Annotated in this window: 19 protein-coding genes; 14 read left to right on the forward strand and 5 right to left on the reverse strand. The window is 45.6% G+C overall.

The window, feature by feature from the left end:
• Positions 1 to 59: 59 nt before the first annotated feature.
• The 12 genes from NFI80_RS17005 (at position 60) to NFI80_RS17060 (ending at position 11,916) form a co-directional block, all read left to right on the forward strand.
• On the forward strand, positions 60 to 2,210 hold the full coding sequence (locus NFI80_RS17005; RefSeq protein WP_235165333.1) for a sialate O-acetylesterase: 2,151 nt from the start codon (positions 60 to 62) through the stop codon (positions 2,208 to 2,210).
• A gap of 197 nt (positions 2,211 to 2,407) precedes the next feature.
• Positions 2,408 to 2,782: an NADH-quinone oxidoreductase subunit A gene (locus NFI80_RS17010; RefSeq protein ID WP_026629367.1), complete on the forward strand. Its 375-nt coding sequence runs from the start codon at positions 2,408 to 2,410 to the stop codon at positions 2,780 to 2,782.
• A gap of 26 nt (positions 2,783 to 2,808) precedes the next feature.
• A complete protein-coding gene (locus NFI80_RS17015; protein WP_233794856.1) occupies positions 2,809 to 3,351 on the forward strand; it encodes an NADH-quinone oxidoreductase subunit B in 543 nt (180 codons plus the stop codon).
• 6 nt (positions 3,352 to 3,357) lie between these two features.
• A complete protein-coding gene (locus NFI80_RS17020; protein WP_235161246.1) occupies positions 3,358 to 3,858 on the forward strand; it encodes an NADH-quinone oxidoreductase subunit C in 501 nt (166 codons plus the stop codon).
• A gap of 18 nt (positions 3,859 to 3,876) precedes the next feature.
• The gene (gene nuoD, locus NFI80_RS17025) at positions 3,877 to 5,103 is read left to right on the forward strand and encodes an NADH dehydrogenase (quinone) subunit D (RefSeq protein ID WP_026629370.1); all 1,227 of its coding nucleotides are present in this window, start codon (positions 3,877 to 3,879) and stop codon (positions 5,101 to 5,103) included.
• Positions 5,104 to 5,116: 13 nt separating this feature from the next.
• A complete protein-coding gene (gene nuoE / locus NFI80_RS17030) occupies positions 5,117 to 5,614 on the forward strand; it encodes an NADH-quinone oxidoreductase subunit NuoE (RefSeq protein ID WP_026629371.1) in 498 nt (165 codons plus the stop codon).
• A 23-nt stretch (positions 5,615 to 5,637) separates the two neighbouring features.
• Complete coding sequence (gene nuoF / locus NFI80_RS17035) at positions 5,638 to 6,978, forward strand: NADH-quinone oxidoreductase subunit NuoF (RefSeq protein ID WP_235165334.1); 1,341 nt, start codon at positions 5,638 to 5,640, stop codon at positions 6,976 to 6,978.
• Positions 6,978 to 8,495, forward strand: a complete 1,518-nt coding sequence (locus NFI80_RS17040; protein WP_235165335.1) for a glycosyltransferase family protein — start codon at positions 6,978 to 6,980, stop codon at positions 8,493 to 8,495. The genes nuoF and NFI80_RS17040 overlap by 1 nt, the downstream gene beginning before the upstream one ends.
• A gap of 21 nt (positions 8,496 to 8,516) precedes the next feature.
• Entirely contained in the window at positions 8,517 to 9,632 is a 1,116-nt protein-coding gene (locus NFI80_RS17045; RefSeq protein ID WP_026629374.1) for an NADH-quinone oxidoreductase subunit G, read from the forward strand.
• Positions 9,633 to 9,674: 42 nt separating this feature from the next.
• Positions 9,675 to 10,754 carry an NADH-quinone oxidoreductase subunit NuoH gene (gene nuoH / locus NFI80_RS17050; RefSeq protein WP_235165336.1) on the forward strand — a complete coding sequence of 360 codons (1,080 nt, stop codon included), beginning with the start codon at positions 9,675 to 9,677 and terminating at the stop codon, positions 10,752 to 10,754.
• A gap of 15 nt (positions 10,755 to 10,769) precedes the next feature.
• Positions 10,770 to 11,363 carry a NuoI/complex I 23 kDa subunit family protein gene (locus NFI80_RS17055; RefSeq protein ID WP_235165337.1) on the forward strand — a complete coding sequence of 198 codons (594 nt, stop codon included), beginning with the start codon at positions 10,770 to 10,772 and terminating at the stop codon, positions 11,361 to 11,363.
• Between the two features lie 34 nt (positions 11,364 to 11,397).
• The gene (locus NFI80_RS17060) at positions 11,398 to 11,916 is read left to right on the forward strand and encodes an NADH-quinone oxidoreductase subunit J family protein (RefSeq protein WP_233794848.1); all 519 of its coding nucleotides are present in this window, start codon (positions 11,398 to 11,400) and stop codon (positions 11,914 to 11,916) included.
• Positions 11,917 to 12,163: 247 nt separating this feature from the next.
• Here NFI80_RS17060 and gcvP read toward each other — a convergent pair whose 3' ends face one another.
• The 3 genes from gcvP to NFI80_RS17075 all read right to left on the reverse strand — a co-directional run bounded on the left by gcvP (position 12,164) and on the right by NFI80_RS17075 (position 16,747).
• Positions 12,164 to 15,058: an aminomethyl-transferring glycine dehydrogenase gene (gene gcvP / locus NFI80_RS17065; RefSeq protein ID WP_235165338.1), complete on the reverse strand. Its 2,895-nt coding sequence runs from the start codon at positions 15,056 to 15,058 to the stop codon at positions 12,164 to 12,166.
• Between the two features lie 131 nt (positions 15,059 to 15,189).
• The gene (locus NFI80_RS17070; protein WP_233794846.1) at positions 15,190 to 15,396 is read right to left on the reverse strand and encodes a hypothetical protein; all 207 of its coding nucleotides are present in this window, start codon (positions 15,394 to 15,396) and stop codon (positions 15,190 to 15,192) included.
• A 94-nt stretch (positions 15,397 to 15,490) separates the two neighbouring features.
• A complete protein-coding gene (locus NFI80_RS17075; protein WP_235165339.1) occupies positions 15,491 to 16,747 on the reverse strand; it encodes a metallophosphoesterase in 1,257 nt (418 codons plus the stop codon).
• A 95-nt stretch (positions 16,748 to 16,842) separates the two neighbouring features.
• Here NFI80_RS17075 and NFI80_RS17080 point away from each other — a divergent pair, with 95 nt between their 5' ends.
• On the forward strand, positions 16,843 to 17,064 hold the full coding sequence (locus NFI80_RS17080) for a hypothetical protein (RefSeq protein ID WP_235165340.1): 222 nt from the start codon (positions 16,843 to 16,845) through the stop codon (positions 17,062 to 17,064).
• A gap of 12 nt (positions 17,065 to 17,076) precedes the next feature.
• On the opposite strand, the gene NFI80_RS17085 is transcribed toward NFI80_RS17080, so the two are convergent.
• A complete protein-coding gene (locus tag NFI80_RS17085) occupies positions 17,077 to 17,637 on the reverse strand; it encodes a YqgE/AlgH family protein (protein WP_235165341.1) in 561 nt (186 codons plus the stop codon).
• A gap of 119 nt (positions 17,638 to 17,756) precedes the next feature.
• Between NFI80_RS17085 and NFI80_RS17090 the strand changes: the two genes are divergently transcribed.
• A complete protein-coding gene (locus NFI80_RS17090; protein ID WP_235165342.1) occupies positions 17,757 to 18,284 on the forward strand; it encodes a gamma carbonic anhydrase family protein in 528 nt (175 codons plus the stop codon).
• A gap of 3 nt (positions 18,285 to 18,287) precedes the next feature.
• On the opposite strand, the gene NFI80_RS17095 is transcribed toward NFI80_RS17090, so the two are convergent.
• Positions 18,288 to 18,917, reverse strand: coding sequence for a DedA family protein (locus NFI80_RS17095; protein WP_233794842.1), 630 nt, complete (start codon positions 18,915 to 18,917; stop codon positions 18,288 to 18,290).
• Between the last annotated feature and the right edge of the window lie 21 nt (positions 18,918 to 18,938).

Below are 18,938 nucleotides of genomic sequence, written 5' to 3' on the forward strand. Positions count from 1 at the left end.
AGTTGAAAAAATCCAACATCCATCAGATATACAAATTTTTACCCTGTTTAAGAATTCCAATGCGTTATAGAATTATTCTCCCGGTTGTGGCAAAGGCATTGCTGTTAATCAGTATTATATCTTCAACAGCTTTCTCGCAAATCCGAATCACTTCACCGGCTTTCCAGGCTGTATATCAGCAAAGTGTTAGGGGACAGAGAGAGATAACCGTTACAGGAACATTTACTGTCCCTATGGACAAAGTTGAAGCCCGCGCCGTGCCCGTAGTGGAAGGTCAGGGCTTTCCGACACCTTGGGAAACTTTGCAGCAAGCTCCGAAGGGCGGCGTTTTTAAAGGAAATATTACATTAATGGGTGGCTGGTATTCGCTTGAAGTCCGTGGACTTTCAGATGGAAAAGTTGTTGGCCGCGACATTCTTTCCAGGTTAGGCGTAGGCGAAGTTTTTATCATCGCAGGACAGTCTAATGCACAAGGATTAAAGAAATATCCGGGACCATCCGCTCAGGATGACCGCGTTATGTATATTTCAAACTATAACAATGACGATGTCGATCGTTTGACCGATCCTGTCCCACCCGCTTTTTCTAAAATATCAAGAGACCTTGGAATAATGTCTCCGAGAGGCCAGTCGGCATGGTGCTGGGGCGTATTGGGTGATTTGCTGGTTGCGAAACTGAATGTTCCGATATTGTTCATCAATGCAGCCTGGGAAGGAACTTCCATCGAGAACTGGGCGAGCAGCGCAAAGGGTTTAACTACAAAAAATAAATACGGCGGTTTCGTCTATCCTCCCCAAATGCCATTTGCCAACCTGAGAATTGCGGCAAGAAATTATGGCAATCAATATGGTGTGAGAGCGGTGTTGTGGATGCAGGGAGAAACGGATGCTTTGTTTAAAACTCCTGCGGCGTCTTACCGTGAAGATCTTCAATTCATTATGAACAGGTTGGGTGCTGAAACAGGGGACAAGCGCATTACCTGGGTTATTGCCCGGACTTCCAGAACGTCGGCGGGTGACAGGATCCCTTCTACAATAAATCCTGAGATCATTGCTGCTCAGAATGCCGTTTTGGATACACGTTTTAATCCTACATACCCTGGACCTGAAACGGACCCATTAGTTCCCAACCGCGGTGATAATACGCACTTTGTTGGAGAAAGCCCATCGGATTTTGAGGGCACGAACCGGGCGCTTACAATCCTTGCAAATGCCTGGAATGAAAGCCTTGATGCTAACTTTTTCTCAACGGCTACGCCAACGAACCCTGCTCCAATTCCTGATATCGAAGCAGCTTGTGTAACTGAAAATAATGCTGTTACCATCACTTTACCAACCGGTTTTGCTTCGTACCAATGGACGAACGGCGCCACCGGGAACAGCATTACGGTTTCTGAAGCAGGAACTTACCGCGCAACCGTAAAAGACAATGCTGGCAATTCAATTTTAACTTCTGTTGTTGTGCTGGATAATGGTGCAAAACCGGTTCAGCCCACGATTCAGCAACAGGGCGATCAGCAGGCTTGCTTTGACTCTGCTTTCCAATTCTCCGTGGCCGATGGAACGGACATTTACAGCTGGTACAAACAAGGATCAAACACAGTGGTGGCAACCGGCGCAACTGCACAGATTGCGGAAAGCGGTAATTACTATGTGAAGGGAAGAAATATCTTCGGCTGTGTTTCTGAAAATTCAGCTGCTTCCTCACTCATCATCAGACCTGAAATTCCTAAACCGGTTATTGAACCATCAGGCCCTTTCAGCATTATGGCTTCCATACCGGCAGATCTGGATGCGAAATTCCTGTGGCGCAGGCCAGGAACAGAGTCGGATACGACTGCTAACCTGGTCAAAATTCTGAAAACAGGCGAGTACTCGGCAAGAGCACAAGTGGTTTTCCAGCTTGGCGATGATTTGCTGACTTGCTATTCAGACACGGCTTCCCGCGAGTTTAAAACGAATGAGCAAAACGAAGTTGTAATTTACCCGAATCCAAGCGAAGGTAATTATGTTTATATCGAGTCAAGAGACAACATCCGCAATGCAGCCGTAACTATCTTTGACATTTATGGAAGGGTGATCAGAACAACGACACCAAGACTTCTGGACAGCCGCATTGAAATTGATACAAGATATCTGCCAACAGGAAAATACATTCTGAGAGTAACTGGCGAAGGTCAAAGCCTTACCAAGCAGATTGTGATCCGATAAGGTTCAAACCTCCTATTTTTTGTTCATAAGCCCCGGCCATCCGGGGCTTATTTAGTATCATACTAATTAGGCAAAAGATAAAGTAAAGAATTTGATTGATAAATTTGCAAAGGCTAATTTTGAGAAACCAGAAAGAAAGTAACCGCAGACAACATTTTCGCGTTGATTTCGTAGATAGTAACTGAATAACTGACTCAATGAACAATTCATATTTCCCTTCTGATTACCTGCCGATATTGGTACAATTCATCCTCGCTGCCGGCTTCATTGGTGGCACAATGATTGTAACGCACTTAATTGGCCCAAGCAGGAAAAGCAAGCTAAAAGACGATCCGTTTGAATGTGGTATCGAATCCGTGGGCGATGCGCGCACGCCGATATCCGTAAAATATTTTCTTGTTGCCATCCTATTCGTCCTTTTTGATGTTGAGGTGATATTTATGTATCCCTGGGCGGTAAATTTTAAGGGTTTAGGAATGTTTGGGTTTGTAGAAATGTTATTGTTCATGGCATTGCTGCTTTCCGGATTCTATTATGTGATCCGCAAAGGAGTTTTGAACTGGGAAGAGTAATCAACAAACTTGAATAACTGGAAATTATGAAAGAAGTAACGATTGTGGAGGCTCCGCAAGGACATAGCGGATCTGGTTTTTTTGCAACTTCATTTGATGAAGCCATAGGTTTGGCAAGAAGTTATTCCCTCTGGCCACTTCCTTTTGCAACTTCTTGCTGCGGAATTGAATTCATGGCAACGATGGGTGCACATTACGATATATCCCGGTTTGGATCGGAAAGACCTAGTTTTTCACCTCGCCAGGCAGACTTGCTGATGGTTATGGGAACGATCGCCAAGAAAATGGCGCCCGTGGTGAAGCAGGTTTATTTACAAATGTCTGAACCCCGCTGGGTGATGGCCGTTGGTGCGTGCGCTTCAAGTGGCGGTATCTTCGACACTTACAGCGTTTTGCAGGGAATCGACCGGATCATCCCGGTTGACGTGTATGTTCCCGGCTGTCCGCCCCGTCCTGAGCAGATCATTGATGGCTTGATGCATATTCAGCATTTGGCACAAAATGAAAAGCTTCGCCGCAGAAATACAGACGAGTATTCTGAATTATTAGCATCATATAATATTCAATAATCCCCTATGCTAAGTAACCAGGAGGTAGCCGAAGCGCTTTTGGAAAAATTTGGTGATCAGGTTTTTGACTTTGAAGAGCCTTACGGATTGCTGACGCTTTCAACCTCTCGTGAGGAAATAATCCCGCTATTAGAATTTTTGCACAAGCATAAAACCTACCAGTTTATCTTTTTAACAGATATTACCGGAATACACTATCCTGATAATGCAGGACAGGAGTTTATGGTTGTGTATCATATGCACAGTTTTGTGCACAACTTCCGTGTTCGCATCAAGGTTAGCCTTGCCGAAGCGGACATTCACATTCCAACGGCAACAGGATTGTTTGCTTCCGCCAACTGGATGGAGCGGGAAACATACGATTTCTTTGGGATCATGTTCGACGGACACCCCAATTTAAAGCGCATTCTGAACATTGAGGAGATGGATTACTTCCCGATGAGACGGGAGTTTCCGATGGAAGACGCGACGCGCGAAGACAAAACAGATGCCCTTTTTGGCCGATGACCCTATACTGAGTAAGATATGGCAGATATTGAATTATTACCACATAATGTTCCCGCTAACGCCGATCTACCTGAGCTGGTTGAAGAACTGACCACGCTTAACCTCGGTCCTACTCACCCTGCAACCCACGGTATTTTCCAAAATATCCTGAAAATGGATGGGGAAAAGATCGTTTCCGGTGAACAAACAATTGGATACATACACCGTGCATTTGAGAAAATAGCCGAAAGAAGGCCATTTTACCAAATCACGACCCTTACCGACCGCATGAATTACTGCTCCTCCCCGATCAACAATCTGGGATGGCATATGACGGTTGAAAAGTTGCTGAGCGTGGAAGTGCCGAAAAGGGCCCAATACATCCGGGTGATTATGATGGAGCTTGCTCGGATTACGGACCACCTGATCTGCAATAGTATTTTGGGTGTGGATACGGGCGCTTTTACCGGGTTCCTGTATGTAATGCAGAAGCGTGAGGAAGTTTACGAAATATACGAGGAAGTTTGCGGTGCGCGTCTTACGACCAATATGGGCCGTGTAGGCGGAATGGAAAGAGATCTTTCTACCACAGCGATCCGCAAGATCCATGAGTTTATTAAATCATTCCCGCCTGTTCTGAAAGAGTTTGAGAAGTTGCTCAACCGTAACAGGATTTTCATGGACAGGACCATTAATGTAGGTGGTATCTCCCTGGAACGGGCATTATCCTATGGTTTCACAGGCCCTAATCTTCGTGCAGCCGGTTTGGATTATGATGTAAGGGTGATGAATCCTTACTCTTCTTATCAGGATTTTGAATTTGATATTCCTGTTGGCCAGCATGGCGATACTTATGACCGCTATATGGTCCGGAATGAGGAAATGTGGCAAAGTCTTAAAATCATAGAGCAAGCCATTAATAACCTTCCCGAAGGCCCTTATTATGCCGATGCGCCTGAATATTATCTGCCTCCCAAAAATGAGGTTTACAGGAGCATGGAAGCCCTTATTTATCATTTTAAAATTGTAATGGGAGAAATTGACGCTCCTATCGGCGAAGTTTACCATGCAGTGGAAGGCGGCAATGGCGAATTAGGGTTTTACCTGATCAGCGATGGCGGCCGGACTCCTTATAGACTGCATTTCCGTAGACCAAGCTTTATTTATTACCAGGCATATCCCGAAATGTGCAAAGGAAGCACGCTTTCTGACGCCATCCTGACCATGAGTAGCCTGAATGTAATTGCAGGTGAGCTGGACGCCTAAAAATATTCAAGAAATGACTGAATCATTAAATCCGGTTGCATTTACACCGGAAAGACAGGAAAAAGTAAAAGAGATCATAGCACGTTATCCTGAGGGCCGTCAAAAATCGGCTCTTTTGCCTGTTTTACACGTAGCCCAGGAACAATGGGGCTGGTTGAGCAGCGAAGTAATGGATCATGTGGCCAGCTTATTAAGCCTGGAACCCGTTGAAGTCTATGAAGTTGCGACTTTTTACACCATGTATCACCTGGATCCTGTCGGGAAGCATGTAATTGAATATTGCCGCACAGGTCCTTGCTGCTTAATGGGCGGTGAAGACGTATATGGACATTTGAAACAAAAACTGGGCATCGAGGCCGGACAAACAACTGCGGACGGACTTTTCACATTGAAAGAAGTGGAATGTCTGGCAGCATGTGGCTGGGGACCTGTTTTTCAGATTCGTGAGAAATATTACATGAATCTGACGAATGAAAAAGTGGACGGAATTATTGAAGAGTTGAGTAAATAGCGTAAGCTGAAATTGATCCTCAAATGGCTATAAAGATCTTAACGGAACATATTAATACACCGGGCATCGAAACTTTCGACGTTTATCGTCAAAAGGGAGGATATACGGCCGTTGAAAAAGCAATAAAATCCATGACTCCGGAAGAAGTTGTGGAAGAAGCAAAGAAGTCGGGTGTGCGTGGAAGAGGCGGTGCAGGATTTCCAATGGGCATGAAATGGGGCTTTTTGGCTAAACCAGAAGGCGTTCCGCGTTATCTGGTGTGTAATGCGGATGAATCCGAGCCGGGAACATTCAAAGATCACCATTTGATGAAATGCATTCCGCATTTGCTGATTGAAGGAATGATCATATCCAGCTTTGCATTGGGCGCCAACAAATCGTTTATATACGTGCGTGGCGAGCTGATGTATGTGATCCGGATTTTGGAGAAGGCCATTGAAGAAGCAAAAGCACAGGGTTTTCTTGGCAAAAATATATTAGGAAGCGGTTACGATCTCGAACTGATCGTTCAGCCGGGAGGAGGCGCATACATTTGCGGTGAAGAAACGGCGCTTTTGGAATCATTAGAAGGTAAAAGAGGAAACCCAAGAAACAAGCCGCCATTCCCGGCAGTAAAAGGTTTATATCAAAGCCCTACTGTGGTGAATAATGTGGAGTCTATCTCCAATATGCCTTGGATCATTAACAATGGCGGAGATGCTTATGCAGCCATTGGTGTAGGCCGCAGCACAGGAACGAAGCTGATTTCTGCTTCGGGACACATTAATAAGCCCGGGGTTTACGAAATTGAATTGGGTGTCAGTGTTGAAGAATTCCTGAATTCCGACGAATACTGCGGTGGTGTCAGAAGAGGACATCATTTGAAAGCACTAGTTGCGGGAGGATCTTCTGTCCCCATTCTGCCAGCGCACCTGATCATGAAAACGGCTAATGGTGAAGATCGCCTGATGAGCTATGAATCACTGTCGGATGGTGGATTTGCGACGGGAACCATGTTAGGTTCGGGTGGTTTCATTGTTTTTGATGAAACAGCTTGTATCGTTCGCAACACCTGGAATTTCTCCCGTTTTTATCACCACGAATCGTGCGGACAATGCAGCCCGTGCCGCGAAGGAACTGGCTGGATGGAAAAAGTGCTTCACCGTATTGAGCATGGCCACGGAAGCATGCATGACATTGATTTGTTGGTTGATATATCTAAAAAAATAGAAGGTAACACCATTTGTCCATTGGGAGACGCCGCTGCCTGGCCAGTTGCCAGCGCGATCCGGCATTTCAGGGATGAGTTCATGTGGCACATTACCCATCCACACGAAGCATCGCAGCCCGGCGCAGTATACCAGGGCGAAATGGCATTAGTATAATGGAAATCAATAAATCGCTGATTTGGGTCCGGGATAAGTCCTTCATGATCGCTTTGTTCTTCGGGCTCATCAGCGCATTGATATTACTGATAATCAAATTCCAGGCATCCATCAGCTATCACCCCGACATTTCAGGAAGCGAGGGCAGCACGATTGTCCCTATTCAGCTTCTCGTATCGGGCAGCCCAATTTACCTGGATCCGGAGGATGCACCATTCAGGTTATCGCAATACGCACCGATTTACTCGACCATCGTTGCCACCTTTTGCAAGATCGTGGGTTGGTCGGCGCTTGAAGTGCATAAGATTTACCTTGCAAGCCGGTTATGGTCAAATATTTTTGTTTTGGCTACGGTTGGACTGGCTGGGCTATTTCTGAACCGGGTTACCAAAAAGCCGTTCATTGCCATCATTGCAGCTTTATACATTTTTCACGTCCTGAGCTTCTGGCTTTTAACCACTTCACGACCTGATAGTTTACTGATACTGCTAACCACTGTCTTTATATTTTTCTGCTACAATGCATTGAAGGAAGATGGCAACCCATTTTGGTTCTATGCCGCCATTTTCATTGCAGTAACGGCATTTTTTGTAAAGCAAAGTGGAGCGATCCTGGCTATTTCTGCCGGGGTTTACTGGATATTAAAGCGAGAGTGGAAAACGCTGGTGAGCCTGACTGCGTTTGGTATTTTGATAATGGGCTTTTACCTCGCGATCCTCCCTATTAATTCGATTGAGCTGTTTTTTACCAACATTATCGGAGGTGTTGCCAATTCAGCAAGCTGGGAATGGTTTTACGACTGGACGTTTCAACACTGGCTTTTGCAATTTGCGCCCCTGATCATTGCTAACGTTATTGTAAGCGGTTATATCGTTTATCACAAGTATTCCAATTTCCTTTTGTTTCTGACACTTTGCTGCTTTTTGTCTTTTATTTTCTCGACTTCAACAGCATTCAAAATTGGTGCGGGCGTTGGCTATTATCAGGATTATCTTTTGCTGGCAGTGATCCAGGTTACACTTTTCATTGCGCATCCGGCTAATGCATATCGTTTTGATCAGAGTCTTTTGAAAATGGGAGCGTCATTCTATATGGTGCTCGCGTTTTTGCATTGTACACTGTTTGTTTTTATGAAATACAAATCGGTGATCCATTCAAACTTTGAGCGCCATTATATAGATGAGCGTAATGTCTCGGAATATTTATATAAAGAGAAAAACTTGAAACCGAAGGAGTGGGTTTATATTTGCGGCGGGAATCAAATGGAAGGTTATTTCCTGAATCATTTTTTAGTCAATAATGCGTTAATCCCATTTCCGGACCTTGTTTATCTGGCAGATCTGAACGGAACCTTTCGCTTTGACAAATTTAAGAGCATGGTTAGGAGAAAGGATATTAAATATGTAATTTCATTGAAAGGGATTGTGCCTGTTAACATTCTCAATGTTGATTTTACAAACACTTTAAAATATAGCTCAACCGTGGGCCCGTACGATATTTACGAGGCCGACAAATAGCATAATGATATAATTTTTGGCATGGAAGAGACCAAACCTCAGTTAGTAAAAATTACATTCGACGGCATTGAAGTCGAGGTGGAACCGGGAACAACGATCATGCAGGCTGCGCGGAAGATTGCGGAAGCGGACGAAAGTCAGGCTGCGCTCGTGCCTCCTGCAATGTGTTTCTATAAGCCATTGACTGCCTCCGGTGGCAAGTGCCGGGCGTGCCTTGTGCGCGTAGCGCAAGGTTCAGCAAAAGATCCGAGGCCAATGCCGAAGCTGGTCCCATCTTGCATTACCCAGGTTCAGGAAGGAATGGTTGTTGAAAACACAACAAATCCGGCCGTACTTGACACGCGAAAAAGCATTGTTGAATTCCTGCTGATCAACCACCCGCTCGACTGCCCTATTTGCGATCAGGCGGGAGAATGTCATTTGCAGGATTTTGCATTCGAGCATGGCTCTGTAAAAACGCGTTACGAGGAAGATAGGAGGACTTTTGATAAAATCGACATTGGTCCGTATGTGCAGCTGCACATGACGCGCTGCATTCTTTGCTATCGCTGCGTTTACACGGCCGACCAGATCACAAACAAGCGTGTACACGGTGTAATGAACCGCGGAGATGCTTCTGAAATCAGCACTTACATTGAAAAAGCGATCGATAATGATTTCTCCGGGAATGTGATCGACGTTTGTCCCGTAGGCGCTTTGACCGACAAAACTTTCCGTTTCAAAAACCGCGTTTGGTTTACCAAACCTGAGGATGCGCACCGTGATTGCGACAAATGTTGCGGTAAAACGACAGTTTGGTACAGAGGAGACGAAATTATCAGGGTTACTGCCCGCAAAAATACCTGGGGAGAAGTCAACGATTTCATTTGCAACACCTGCCGTTTTGAAAAGAAAAAAACCAGCGACTGGGTGCTCGAAGGTCCTACCAAAGTAAAACGCAGTTCTGTTATTTCAGCCAACAAATACCGCGCTGATCTTGTGAAGAAACCTGATTTCGCTATAAAACTGGCGGACAGTTCTTACAAAAAAATTGACGATACACGTCCTTTCGTTACGGATGAAGAAACGATCCGTCACCAAAGCATCGAAAACAACGACAAAGCAAATCACCGCTCATTGTTGGCAAAAAATAACTAGTTCAACGGCCTGACAGCCTGTTTTTAACCTTGTTTACAAAAAATGGATTTAACGGAGTTTCTCATTAAAACCGCAACAATATTCGTTGTTTTTGTTCTTACCCTGGTCATTGCCATGTATTCAACCTGGGGCGAACGCAAAGTTGCCGGCTTTATCCAGGACAGGATGGGCCCTAACCGTGCAGGACCGGGTGGCTTGCTGCAGCCGCTTGCTGATGCGGGTAAAATGTTTTTCAAAGAAGATTTCATTCCTGCGCTTGCTAACAAATGGCTTTTTATCGCCGGACCGAGTTTGGCGATGCTTACGGCTTTGCTTGCGAGTGCTGTAATTCCTTTTGGAAGCACTTTCCGGATCAATGGTCATGAAGTTGCTTTGCAAGGCGTGGAATCCAACATTGGTATCCTTTACGTTTTTGGTGTTGTGGCACTGGGCGTTTACGGCATTATGGTCGGCGGCTGGGCTTCCAACAATAAGTTTTCGCTGCTGGGCGCCATTCGTGCGGCCTCGCAGAACATTAGTTATGAAGTGGCTATGGGCCTTTCGCTGATTGCTATCCTCATGATGAGCAGCTCGCTTTCGTTGGGAGAGATTGTAGCGCAGCAGCATGGCGGTAACTGGAATATTTTTTACCAGCCATTAGGCTTTATTATCTTCATCACCTGCTCGTTCGCTGAATGTAACCGTGTGCCTTTTGACCTTCCGGAATGTGAAACTGAGCTTGTAGGCGGTTACCACACAGAGTATGGAAGTATGAAACTCGGCTTTTATCTCTTTGCCGAGTACATTAACATGTTCATTTCGTCGGCCATTATCTCGGTTCTTTATTTTGGCGGATATAATTATCCTGGAATGGACTGGGTTTATACGCAACTGACGCAGGCATTCGGTCCAGAAACGGGACATAATGCTGCTACATTGATCGGAACAGTGGTATTTTTCGGAAAAGCGTTGTTTTTCATCTTCTTCTACATGTGGGTGCGCTGGACTATTCCACGTTTCCGCTACGATCAGCTGATGAACCTGGGCTGGAAGAAACTGATCCCGCTTGCTATTTTTAATATTATTATCACCGGTGCTGCCGTGCTTTTCCTTAAGCCGCTGGTAACTGCGTGGTTGAATTAATAAAAACACATTGCCATGCAACTGACAAATCGCTCTAAGCAAGTAAGCAATAAAGAAATGACGCTGATGGAACGCGCCTACTTGCCTGCTATTGCAACAGGACTAGCGATCACCATTAAGCACTTTTTTGCGAAAAAAGTAACCATTCAATATCCTGAAGTGAAGCGTTACCTGGGCCCGGTTTTCCGGGGAAGGCACATTTTGAAAAGGGATGAAGATGGCCGGGAACGTTGCACAGCCTGCGGGTTATGCGCCGTTGCTTGTCCGGCAGAAGCCATTCAAATTGTGGCTGCTGAGCGTGAAAAAGGAGAAGAAGAGCTGTATCGCGAAGAAAAATATGCGGCGGTTTACGAAGTGAATATGCTGAGATGCATTTTCTGCGGACTTTGCGAAGAAGCTTGTCCGAAACAAGCCGTTTATTTACGCCACGATGAGTTCGTGCCAGTATTTGCGGAGCGCGACCAGGTGATCTGGGGAAAAGACCTGTTGGTTGAAGACATGACCAACAGATATACCCGCGAGGCCTGGACCAAAGAAGAAGCCCGCGCATTGGACTTGAAAAAAGCCAGCGGTGAAGTTACCAATGTTGTTCCGAGAGCCATTCCCTGAACACATTCATTGAGCATATCAGCTATTTAATTTTATGAATTCAGTTATTTCGTTTTTCTATTTCCTGTCATTCCTGACTGTCCTCAGCGCAGTAATGGTGGTTGTTTCGCGCAACCCGATCCACAGCGTCCTGTATCTGATCCTGACGTTCTTTACGCTCTCAGGACATTACATCCTGCTTAATGCGCAGTTTCTGGCGGCTGTTAACATTATCGTCTATGCGGGAGCAATCATGGTTCTCTTCCTCTTCGTGATCATGTTCTTGAATATGAAACAGGACAATGAAGAGTCTAAAACCAACTTAACCAAAATTGCGGCTACAATTGTCGGCGGAACTGTATTTGTGATCCTTTTCGGGGCATATCGCAAAAGCATTATCCCAGGATTTGATCCTCAGCAGTTTGATTCACAAATCGGGATGATCGAAAACCTTGGACATTTACTTTTCAGGGATTATCTGCTTCCATTTGAGTTGGTTTCCATTCTCCTTTTAGTAGCGATGGTGGGTGCGGTGATGTTGGGTAAAAGAGAAATTGGCGAAAGACATTTCTAAGCAATACTTGCTTCATTAATAAAAGAAAAAAGGAAATGCTCGGTCGAGCATTTCCTTTTTTCTTTTATGATCAAAAATAAATCCTTTGATCTCCAGGATAAATCTTTTGTTATCCCCAGGATAAATCCTGGGGCAAAGTATAGATTGCCGCTATGCGGCTTGTAAGATGCCAGCCGGGTCACCGGCGACCCATATTTCGCCCAGGATTTTAATCCTGGGAAAAAGGGCTAGCTATAATATTTATCGCTCAATTGGCTTCAACTTCTGCATAAGCTTCAACAGGGATGCAAGAGCAGATCAGATTGCGATCTCCATAAGCGCTGTCGACTCGGCTTACACTTGGCCAGAACTTATTAAAACGTAAATGCGGCAATGGGAATGCTGCTTTTTCGCGGCTGTAAGATCTGTTCCAATTTTCACTTAAAAGGATCCGGGACGTATGCGGCGCATTTTTAAGCACATTATCCGTGCGATCTGCAACACCATCCTGAATCTCCCGAATTTCATTTCTGATCGCAATCATTGTGTCACAAAAACGATCCAGTTCAGCCTTCGATTCAGATTCCGTCGGTTCGATCATCAATGTTCCTGCAACAGGGAATGACAATGTTGGCGCGTGGAACCCGTAATCCATCAGACGTTTCGCCAGATCTTCCGCTTCCACACCAGCCGCTTTGAAAGACCGGCAATCCAGGATCATTTCATGTGCGCAGCGACCGTTTGTGCCTGTATAAAGCACATCGTAATGTCCGCTCAGGCGCTCTTTGATATAATTGGCATTCAGAATGGCATATTTGGTTGCATTCGTTAGTCCCGCCTCTCCCATCATGGCAATGTATGCGTAGGAAATGGTCAGGATGCTGGCGCTTCCGTAAGGTGCGGCAGAAACGGCTCCTGCTTCGCCTGCTGGCAAATGCTCTGGCTGCGTGCTGAAATTAACGTGACTTGGAAGGAAAGGCATCAAATGTTCAGCCACACCAATCGGGCCAACGCCGGGTCCGCCACCACCGTGAGGGATACAGAATGTTTTATGCAGATTCAGATGGCAAACATCAGCGCCAATGGTTGCCGGACTGGTAAGCCCAACCTGCGCATTCATATTGGCACCATCCATATAAACCTGACCGCCAAACGAATGGATCATTTCGCAAATTTCAATGATACTCTCCTCATATACACCGTGTGTTGAAGGATAAGTGACCATTAAGCAAGAAAGCTCGTCTTTATATTGCTCCGCTTTCGCTCTCAAATCGGCTACATCAATGTTTCCTCTTTCGTCACATTTGGTAACCACCACTTTCATTCCTGCCATTACAGCCGATGCAGGGTTGGTGCCGTGAGCCGAAGAAGGGATTAATGCAACATTCCGGTGCACGTCGCCACGACTTTCATGATAAGCACGAATCGCCATTAAGCCGGCATACTCGCCTTGTGCGCCCGAATTAGGCTGGAATGACATTGCTGCAAATCCGGTGATTTCGCAAAGCCAGATATTCAGCTCGCTTACCAGCTGCGCATAACCACCAACCTGATTGGTAGGAGCGAACGGGTGGATCGCACCAAATTCCGGCCAGGTCAACGGGATCATTTCAGCCGTTGCATTCAGTTTCATGGTACAGCTGCCCAACGAAATCATGGAATGCACCAGTGATAAATCTTTATTTTCAAGTGATTTCAAGTAACGCAGCATTTCGTGCTCGGTATGATGCGTATTGAAAACAAGATGTGTCAGATATTCGGATGTGCGGGCAAGATTTGCTGGCAGATCCAGTTCAAGTTCTTCATCAATTACCATTTCACCCTGGAAGCCAGAAACTTCGGCAAACACATTCAATAGCGAAATGACATCGTCAAAGGTTTTGGCCTCATCAAATGAAACCGAAACGCTTTCCTCACCATTGTATTTGAGGTTAATGCCCCACTTCACCGCGGTTTCACGCAGTTTTCTGGTCAAACCAGTCTTAACCGTGACTGTATCAAAGTAATGTTCAGTTACGACTTCGTAATGGAACTGCTTGATGGTGTCAACAAAAAGTTTTGTAAGTCCGTGAACGCGGGCGGCAATGTTCTTGATGCCTTCCGGTCCGTGATAAACGGAGTAAGCACCTGCAATCACTGCCAAAAGAACTTGTGCAGTGCAAATATTGGAAGTTGCCTTTTCCCGACGGATGTGTTGTTCCCGGGTCTGCAAAGCCATGCGCAACGCACGATTCCCTTCCGTATCCACAGAAACACCGATAATCCGGCCTGGTATATGTCTTTTGAATGAATCTTTCGTTGCGAAATAAGCCGCGTGCGGGCCGCCGTAACCCATAGGAACGCCAAATCGCTGCGAGGAACCCACAACCACATCCGCTCCCATTTCGCCTGGTGATTTCAGCAATGTTAATGCAAGTAAATCAGCAGCCACAGCAACCGAAAGTCCTTGCTCATGCGCAGAGGCGATAAAGTCTGTGTAATCAATGACTTCACCATTGGTTGCCGGATATTGGACTAGCACACCGTATAAATTCTCGTCTGTAAGATCCACGGTTGCGTGGTTTCCTACGATAACGTCAATGCCAATGGGCTTCGCTCTCGTATGAATCAGGTCAATGGTTTGCGGATGGCAAAGTTCCGACACGAAAAATGTGTTTGCTTTTTTACGTGATGCCGGACGCAGGCTGTGCAGCATGGTCATTGCCTCCGCAGCCGCCGTCGCTTCATCCAGAAGCGAAGCATTTGCTATCTCCATTCCTGTCAAATCCGTAATCACGGTCTGGAAGTTCAATAGCATTTCGAGCCTGCCTTGTGCGATTTCGGCTTGGTAAGGCGTGTAAGCCGTGTACCAGGCTGGATTTTCCAGAATGTTCCGCAGAATTACATTAGGCGTAATGGTGTCGTAATAACCTGTTCCGATGTATGATTTCAAAACAGCATTTTTGCTTGCGATCTTCCGGATACCCTGCAAAAATTCCTGCTCGGTTTTCGGTCTTGGCAAGTTCAACGGCTTTTGCAATCTGATGGCCGGAGGAAGTGTCTGGTCAATCAATTCATCCAGAGATGCGGCTCCAATCGTGCTCAGCATTTCCTGCAACTCCTGCGCATCTTTACCGTGGTGACGGTTTTCAAATTTATCCTGGTTCCGAAGATTAATTTTCATTCAACTTGGGCTGACAACGTCAATATTAGATGGTTTTAAAAGACAAAAGTAAGCAAATCCAATCGAATCTTTTAGAGAATGATGGCCCTGCTTACTCTTGATTATATGCAATTTTTGATGCAATTCGAATGTCAATGATTGGGACAGCCGCAATCCGTTTTCCGCTTGAATATTCCCAGGAATTTCTTGGATTTCGGCTTTTTATAACCCTTATACTTTTTCTTTTTGCCTAAAAGCTCTGTCTTCGCGCTGGCTGGCTTTGCATTAACTGTGCTGACACCAGATATTCCGCAGATCAATGCGAGTACGAGAAATAAGGAAGCAAATTTTGTCATCATATTCATTTTTAGGATTACAGAACCTCATATACTCAACGCATTTAGGCTGTTATCCTATATAACTGATCCAACCCAATTACAAGTTCCCTAAATATTACGCCCTAACCAACTCAATGATAGCGATTTCAGGCAAAATACCCACACGGCCCGGATAACCCAAATAGCCAAAACCACGATTTACATACAAATGCTGGTCGTTTTCGGTGTATAACCCTGCCCATTGTTTGTATCTGTATTGCACCGGGCTCCATTTTAATCCAGCGATCTCTACCCCAAACTGCATGCCGTGCGTATGACCGGCCAGTGCAAGATCAATATCCTTGTATTTGGGTAAAACCTGCGCTTGCCAATGGCTCGGATCATGTGAAAGCAATATTTTGACAGGAAAATCCTCCGTATGCTGATAAGCCTTTTGCAGGTTACCGTATTTGGCAAAATTCCCCGCACCCCAGTTTTGAATGCCTATCAAGCCGATTTCCTCTCCATCGACGCGGATAGCACGGTTTTCGTCCAGCATTAAATTCCAGCCCAGCAACTGATGGGCTTTTCTCAGATCCGCCAGATTGCTCGTTTTGGCTTCCACGCTCGGCCATTGGAAATAATCACCATAGTCGTGGTTGCCCAAAACCGAATGCACACCCAGCGGAGCCTTTATCTTATTAAAAATATCAATGTATTCCCGCACTTCCAGCGCGCGGTCATTCACAAGATCGCCGGTGAAAAACGCGATATCCGGCTTCTCCTTCATCAACATTTCCACGCCTCCTTTCACAGCTGTTCTGTTGAAAAAGCTTCCTGAATGAATGTCGGATAATTGGGCGATCTTAATGCCGTCAAATGCTTTGGGAAGATTTTTAAGTGGGATACGGACTCGGCGGATGCGGTAATCATGCGCCCCGGAGATGATCCCGTAAGCAAATGTGCCCATCAGGCCAGCTCCCGCCACCATCGCCGTAGTCGCCAAAAATTGGGAACGCGGAATGGCCGGCTCACCGGTTGCAGGCGGAACAGGCGCCGCCGATGGAAAGAAAAAGCTGGCTATCCATTGTAAAAAACGACGGATGTCGTCCAGGAACAAAAGGAGAACGGCCAGCAGTTTGGACAAATAAGGAATGGCAATAAATGCGACAACAAATGTTCGCGTAGTGCTTTTGAAATAGTCCGGCGGAAGAAGCTGCATCGAAATGTAGGCTCCTAATGTGGCTGCGGTGAAAATCCAGTAAGTTCCTCCGATCCAGCGTTGTGTAAGCGGCGTTAGATTCCGGATCGCAAAGCGCAATCCCTGCCAAACGTACCAATCAATTGCAAAAAGAATGAATGTTAAAAATATAAAAAAGAATGTCCGGTTCATTTGGGGTGATTATTATCATATTTCTCGTAACACCGCACAGGATTTTCTCGTTCGGCGACATTTCGTAATTTTGAAACCACTAAATGAAACAAAATATGCCCGAATTCGATTTTAAGCGATTTCACATCCGTTCGATGAATGCAGGCTCGGACGAGGATCGCGCGCAGATCAACCAGGAACTGAAAGACCTTTACGCTTCTCTGAATGAAGAAGATAAGACGGATTTTAATGAGCAATTACAAAAATTCCTGACTAAGGAGGTAAGCAGGATCAAATCCGATTACGAATCTGTCAACGGGCTGGACCGGCCTAACTAACCGGATTTCGGCTTAATTGAGCCGCGGATCGATGGGATAATGGGCAATAGACCGGTATTCGCCGCCCATATTACGCAGGATTTCCCGCCAGAAATTTTCTGGTGGAGTTGTAAAAAGAAATTCAGAATCGGTGCTTGAAACAATCCAGGAATCCTGCTTCAATTCCTCATCCAGCTGGCCGCCGCTCCATCCGGAGTAGCCGATAAAGAAACGGATATCGTCAGCGTGAAAGGTGTTCAGGTTCAAGAGCATTTTTACCTTGTCAAAGTCTCCTCCCCAAAAAACATTCGGCATAATTTCCGCCCCACCGGCAACCAGGTCGGGACGTCTGTGAATGAAATGCAGTGTGTTTTTCTCTACGGGTCCGCCCAGATGCAAAGCAATGTCCTGATAAATGGTTTCGTCCAAAACATCCCCCAGGAAAAGGTCGGTAATCTGGTTCAGTACAAAGCCGAAGCTGCCTTGCTCGTTGTGTTCGCACATCAGAATAACGCCTCTTTCAAAATTGGGATCTCCCAGAAACGGTTTGGCAATTAACAGACTTCCTTTTGAAATTTTCATGGTTGATGGCATAGTGGGCATGACTTAAAGATCAAAAACGTAATATATTTAATTTTTGGCAACAATTTTGTCCCGATTTAACAAAAGGAAGATTCGTTTACCTATTTTACACAAATCGAAAAAAGAAAAATATGCCGTATATAAAATCTGTGCGAGGCTTTAATCCCACTTTCGGGAAAGCGTGCTGGCTTGCTGAAAACGCAACTGTTGTAGGTGATGTGGTGATGGGCAGCCATTGCACGGTTTGGTTTAATGCTGTGGTGCGCGGCGATGTGAACAGCATTCGGATTGGTGATTATTCCAATATTCAGGATGGCGCTGTGATTCACTGTACTTATCAGCGTTTTGCGACCACTATTGGCAGTTATGTGTCGGTTGCGCACAATGCAATTGTACACGGATGCACGATTGAGGATCACGTGCTGATCGGGATGGGCGCCATTGTAATGGATGGGGCTGTGATCGGCACCGGGTCCATTGTTGCTGCCGGCGCCATTGTCACACAGGGAACAAAAGTCCCACCGGGGACAATTTACGCGGGCAATCCGGCAAAATATCTGAAAGATGTATCCACGGAGCTGAATGCTGCCATTGACCGGACGGCCAATAATTACATTACCTATTCAGGCTGGTTTAGCGAAGAAGAAGAAGGAAAGTGAGCATTAACCCATTTCCTTTCTTGCATTCAGATATCCTTTGATCACGGTGAATGTAGTGATCGCGAGGAAGAAAATGATAATGTACTGCACATAATCAACGATCCACGGAAAGCGCTCTCCGAAAAGGTAACCGCCACCCGTTAATGTCCCGATCCAGATTGCGCCGCCGGCAACATTGTTGATCATAAACGCAGGAACCGTCATTTTTACCAGGCCTGCCAAAATCGGTGCAAAAGTGCGGACGATTGGAAGGAAACGGCTGATAATCAATGTTCTGCTTCCATATTTATCAAAATATTTCCGCGTTGTTTCAATGTGTTTTTTCTTAAAAAAGAAAGAATCCGGCCGGTTTTCGAACATATCACCGAAGTATTTTCCGAAAATATATCCAACCAACGAACCTATTACCGCGGCTCCAAACAAACACAGCAGCAAAATTCCAATCGGAACACTCAGTATGCCTGTCCCGCAAAAAACGCCAGCCAGAAAAACCAGGTAGTCGCCAGGGAGGAAGAAGGCGAAGAACAAACCGTTTTCGGCAAAAACGATGAAAGTTATGACCAGCAGGCCGCCTGTGCGGATTAACTCTTCGGAATTAAGGATATATTGAAAAAACTCGGTGATTGAATTCATAATGCGGATTTAAACGGCTAA

It is taken from the genome of Dyadobacter chenhuakuii (assembly GCF_023821985.2).
GTDB classification, from domain to species: domain Bacteria; phylum Bacteroidota; class Bacteroidia; order Cytophagales; family Spirosomataceae; genus Dyadobacter; species Dyadobacter chenhuakuii.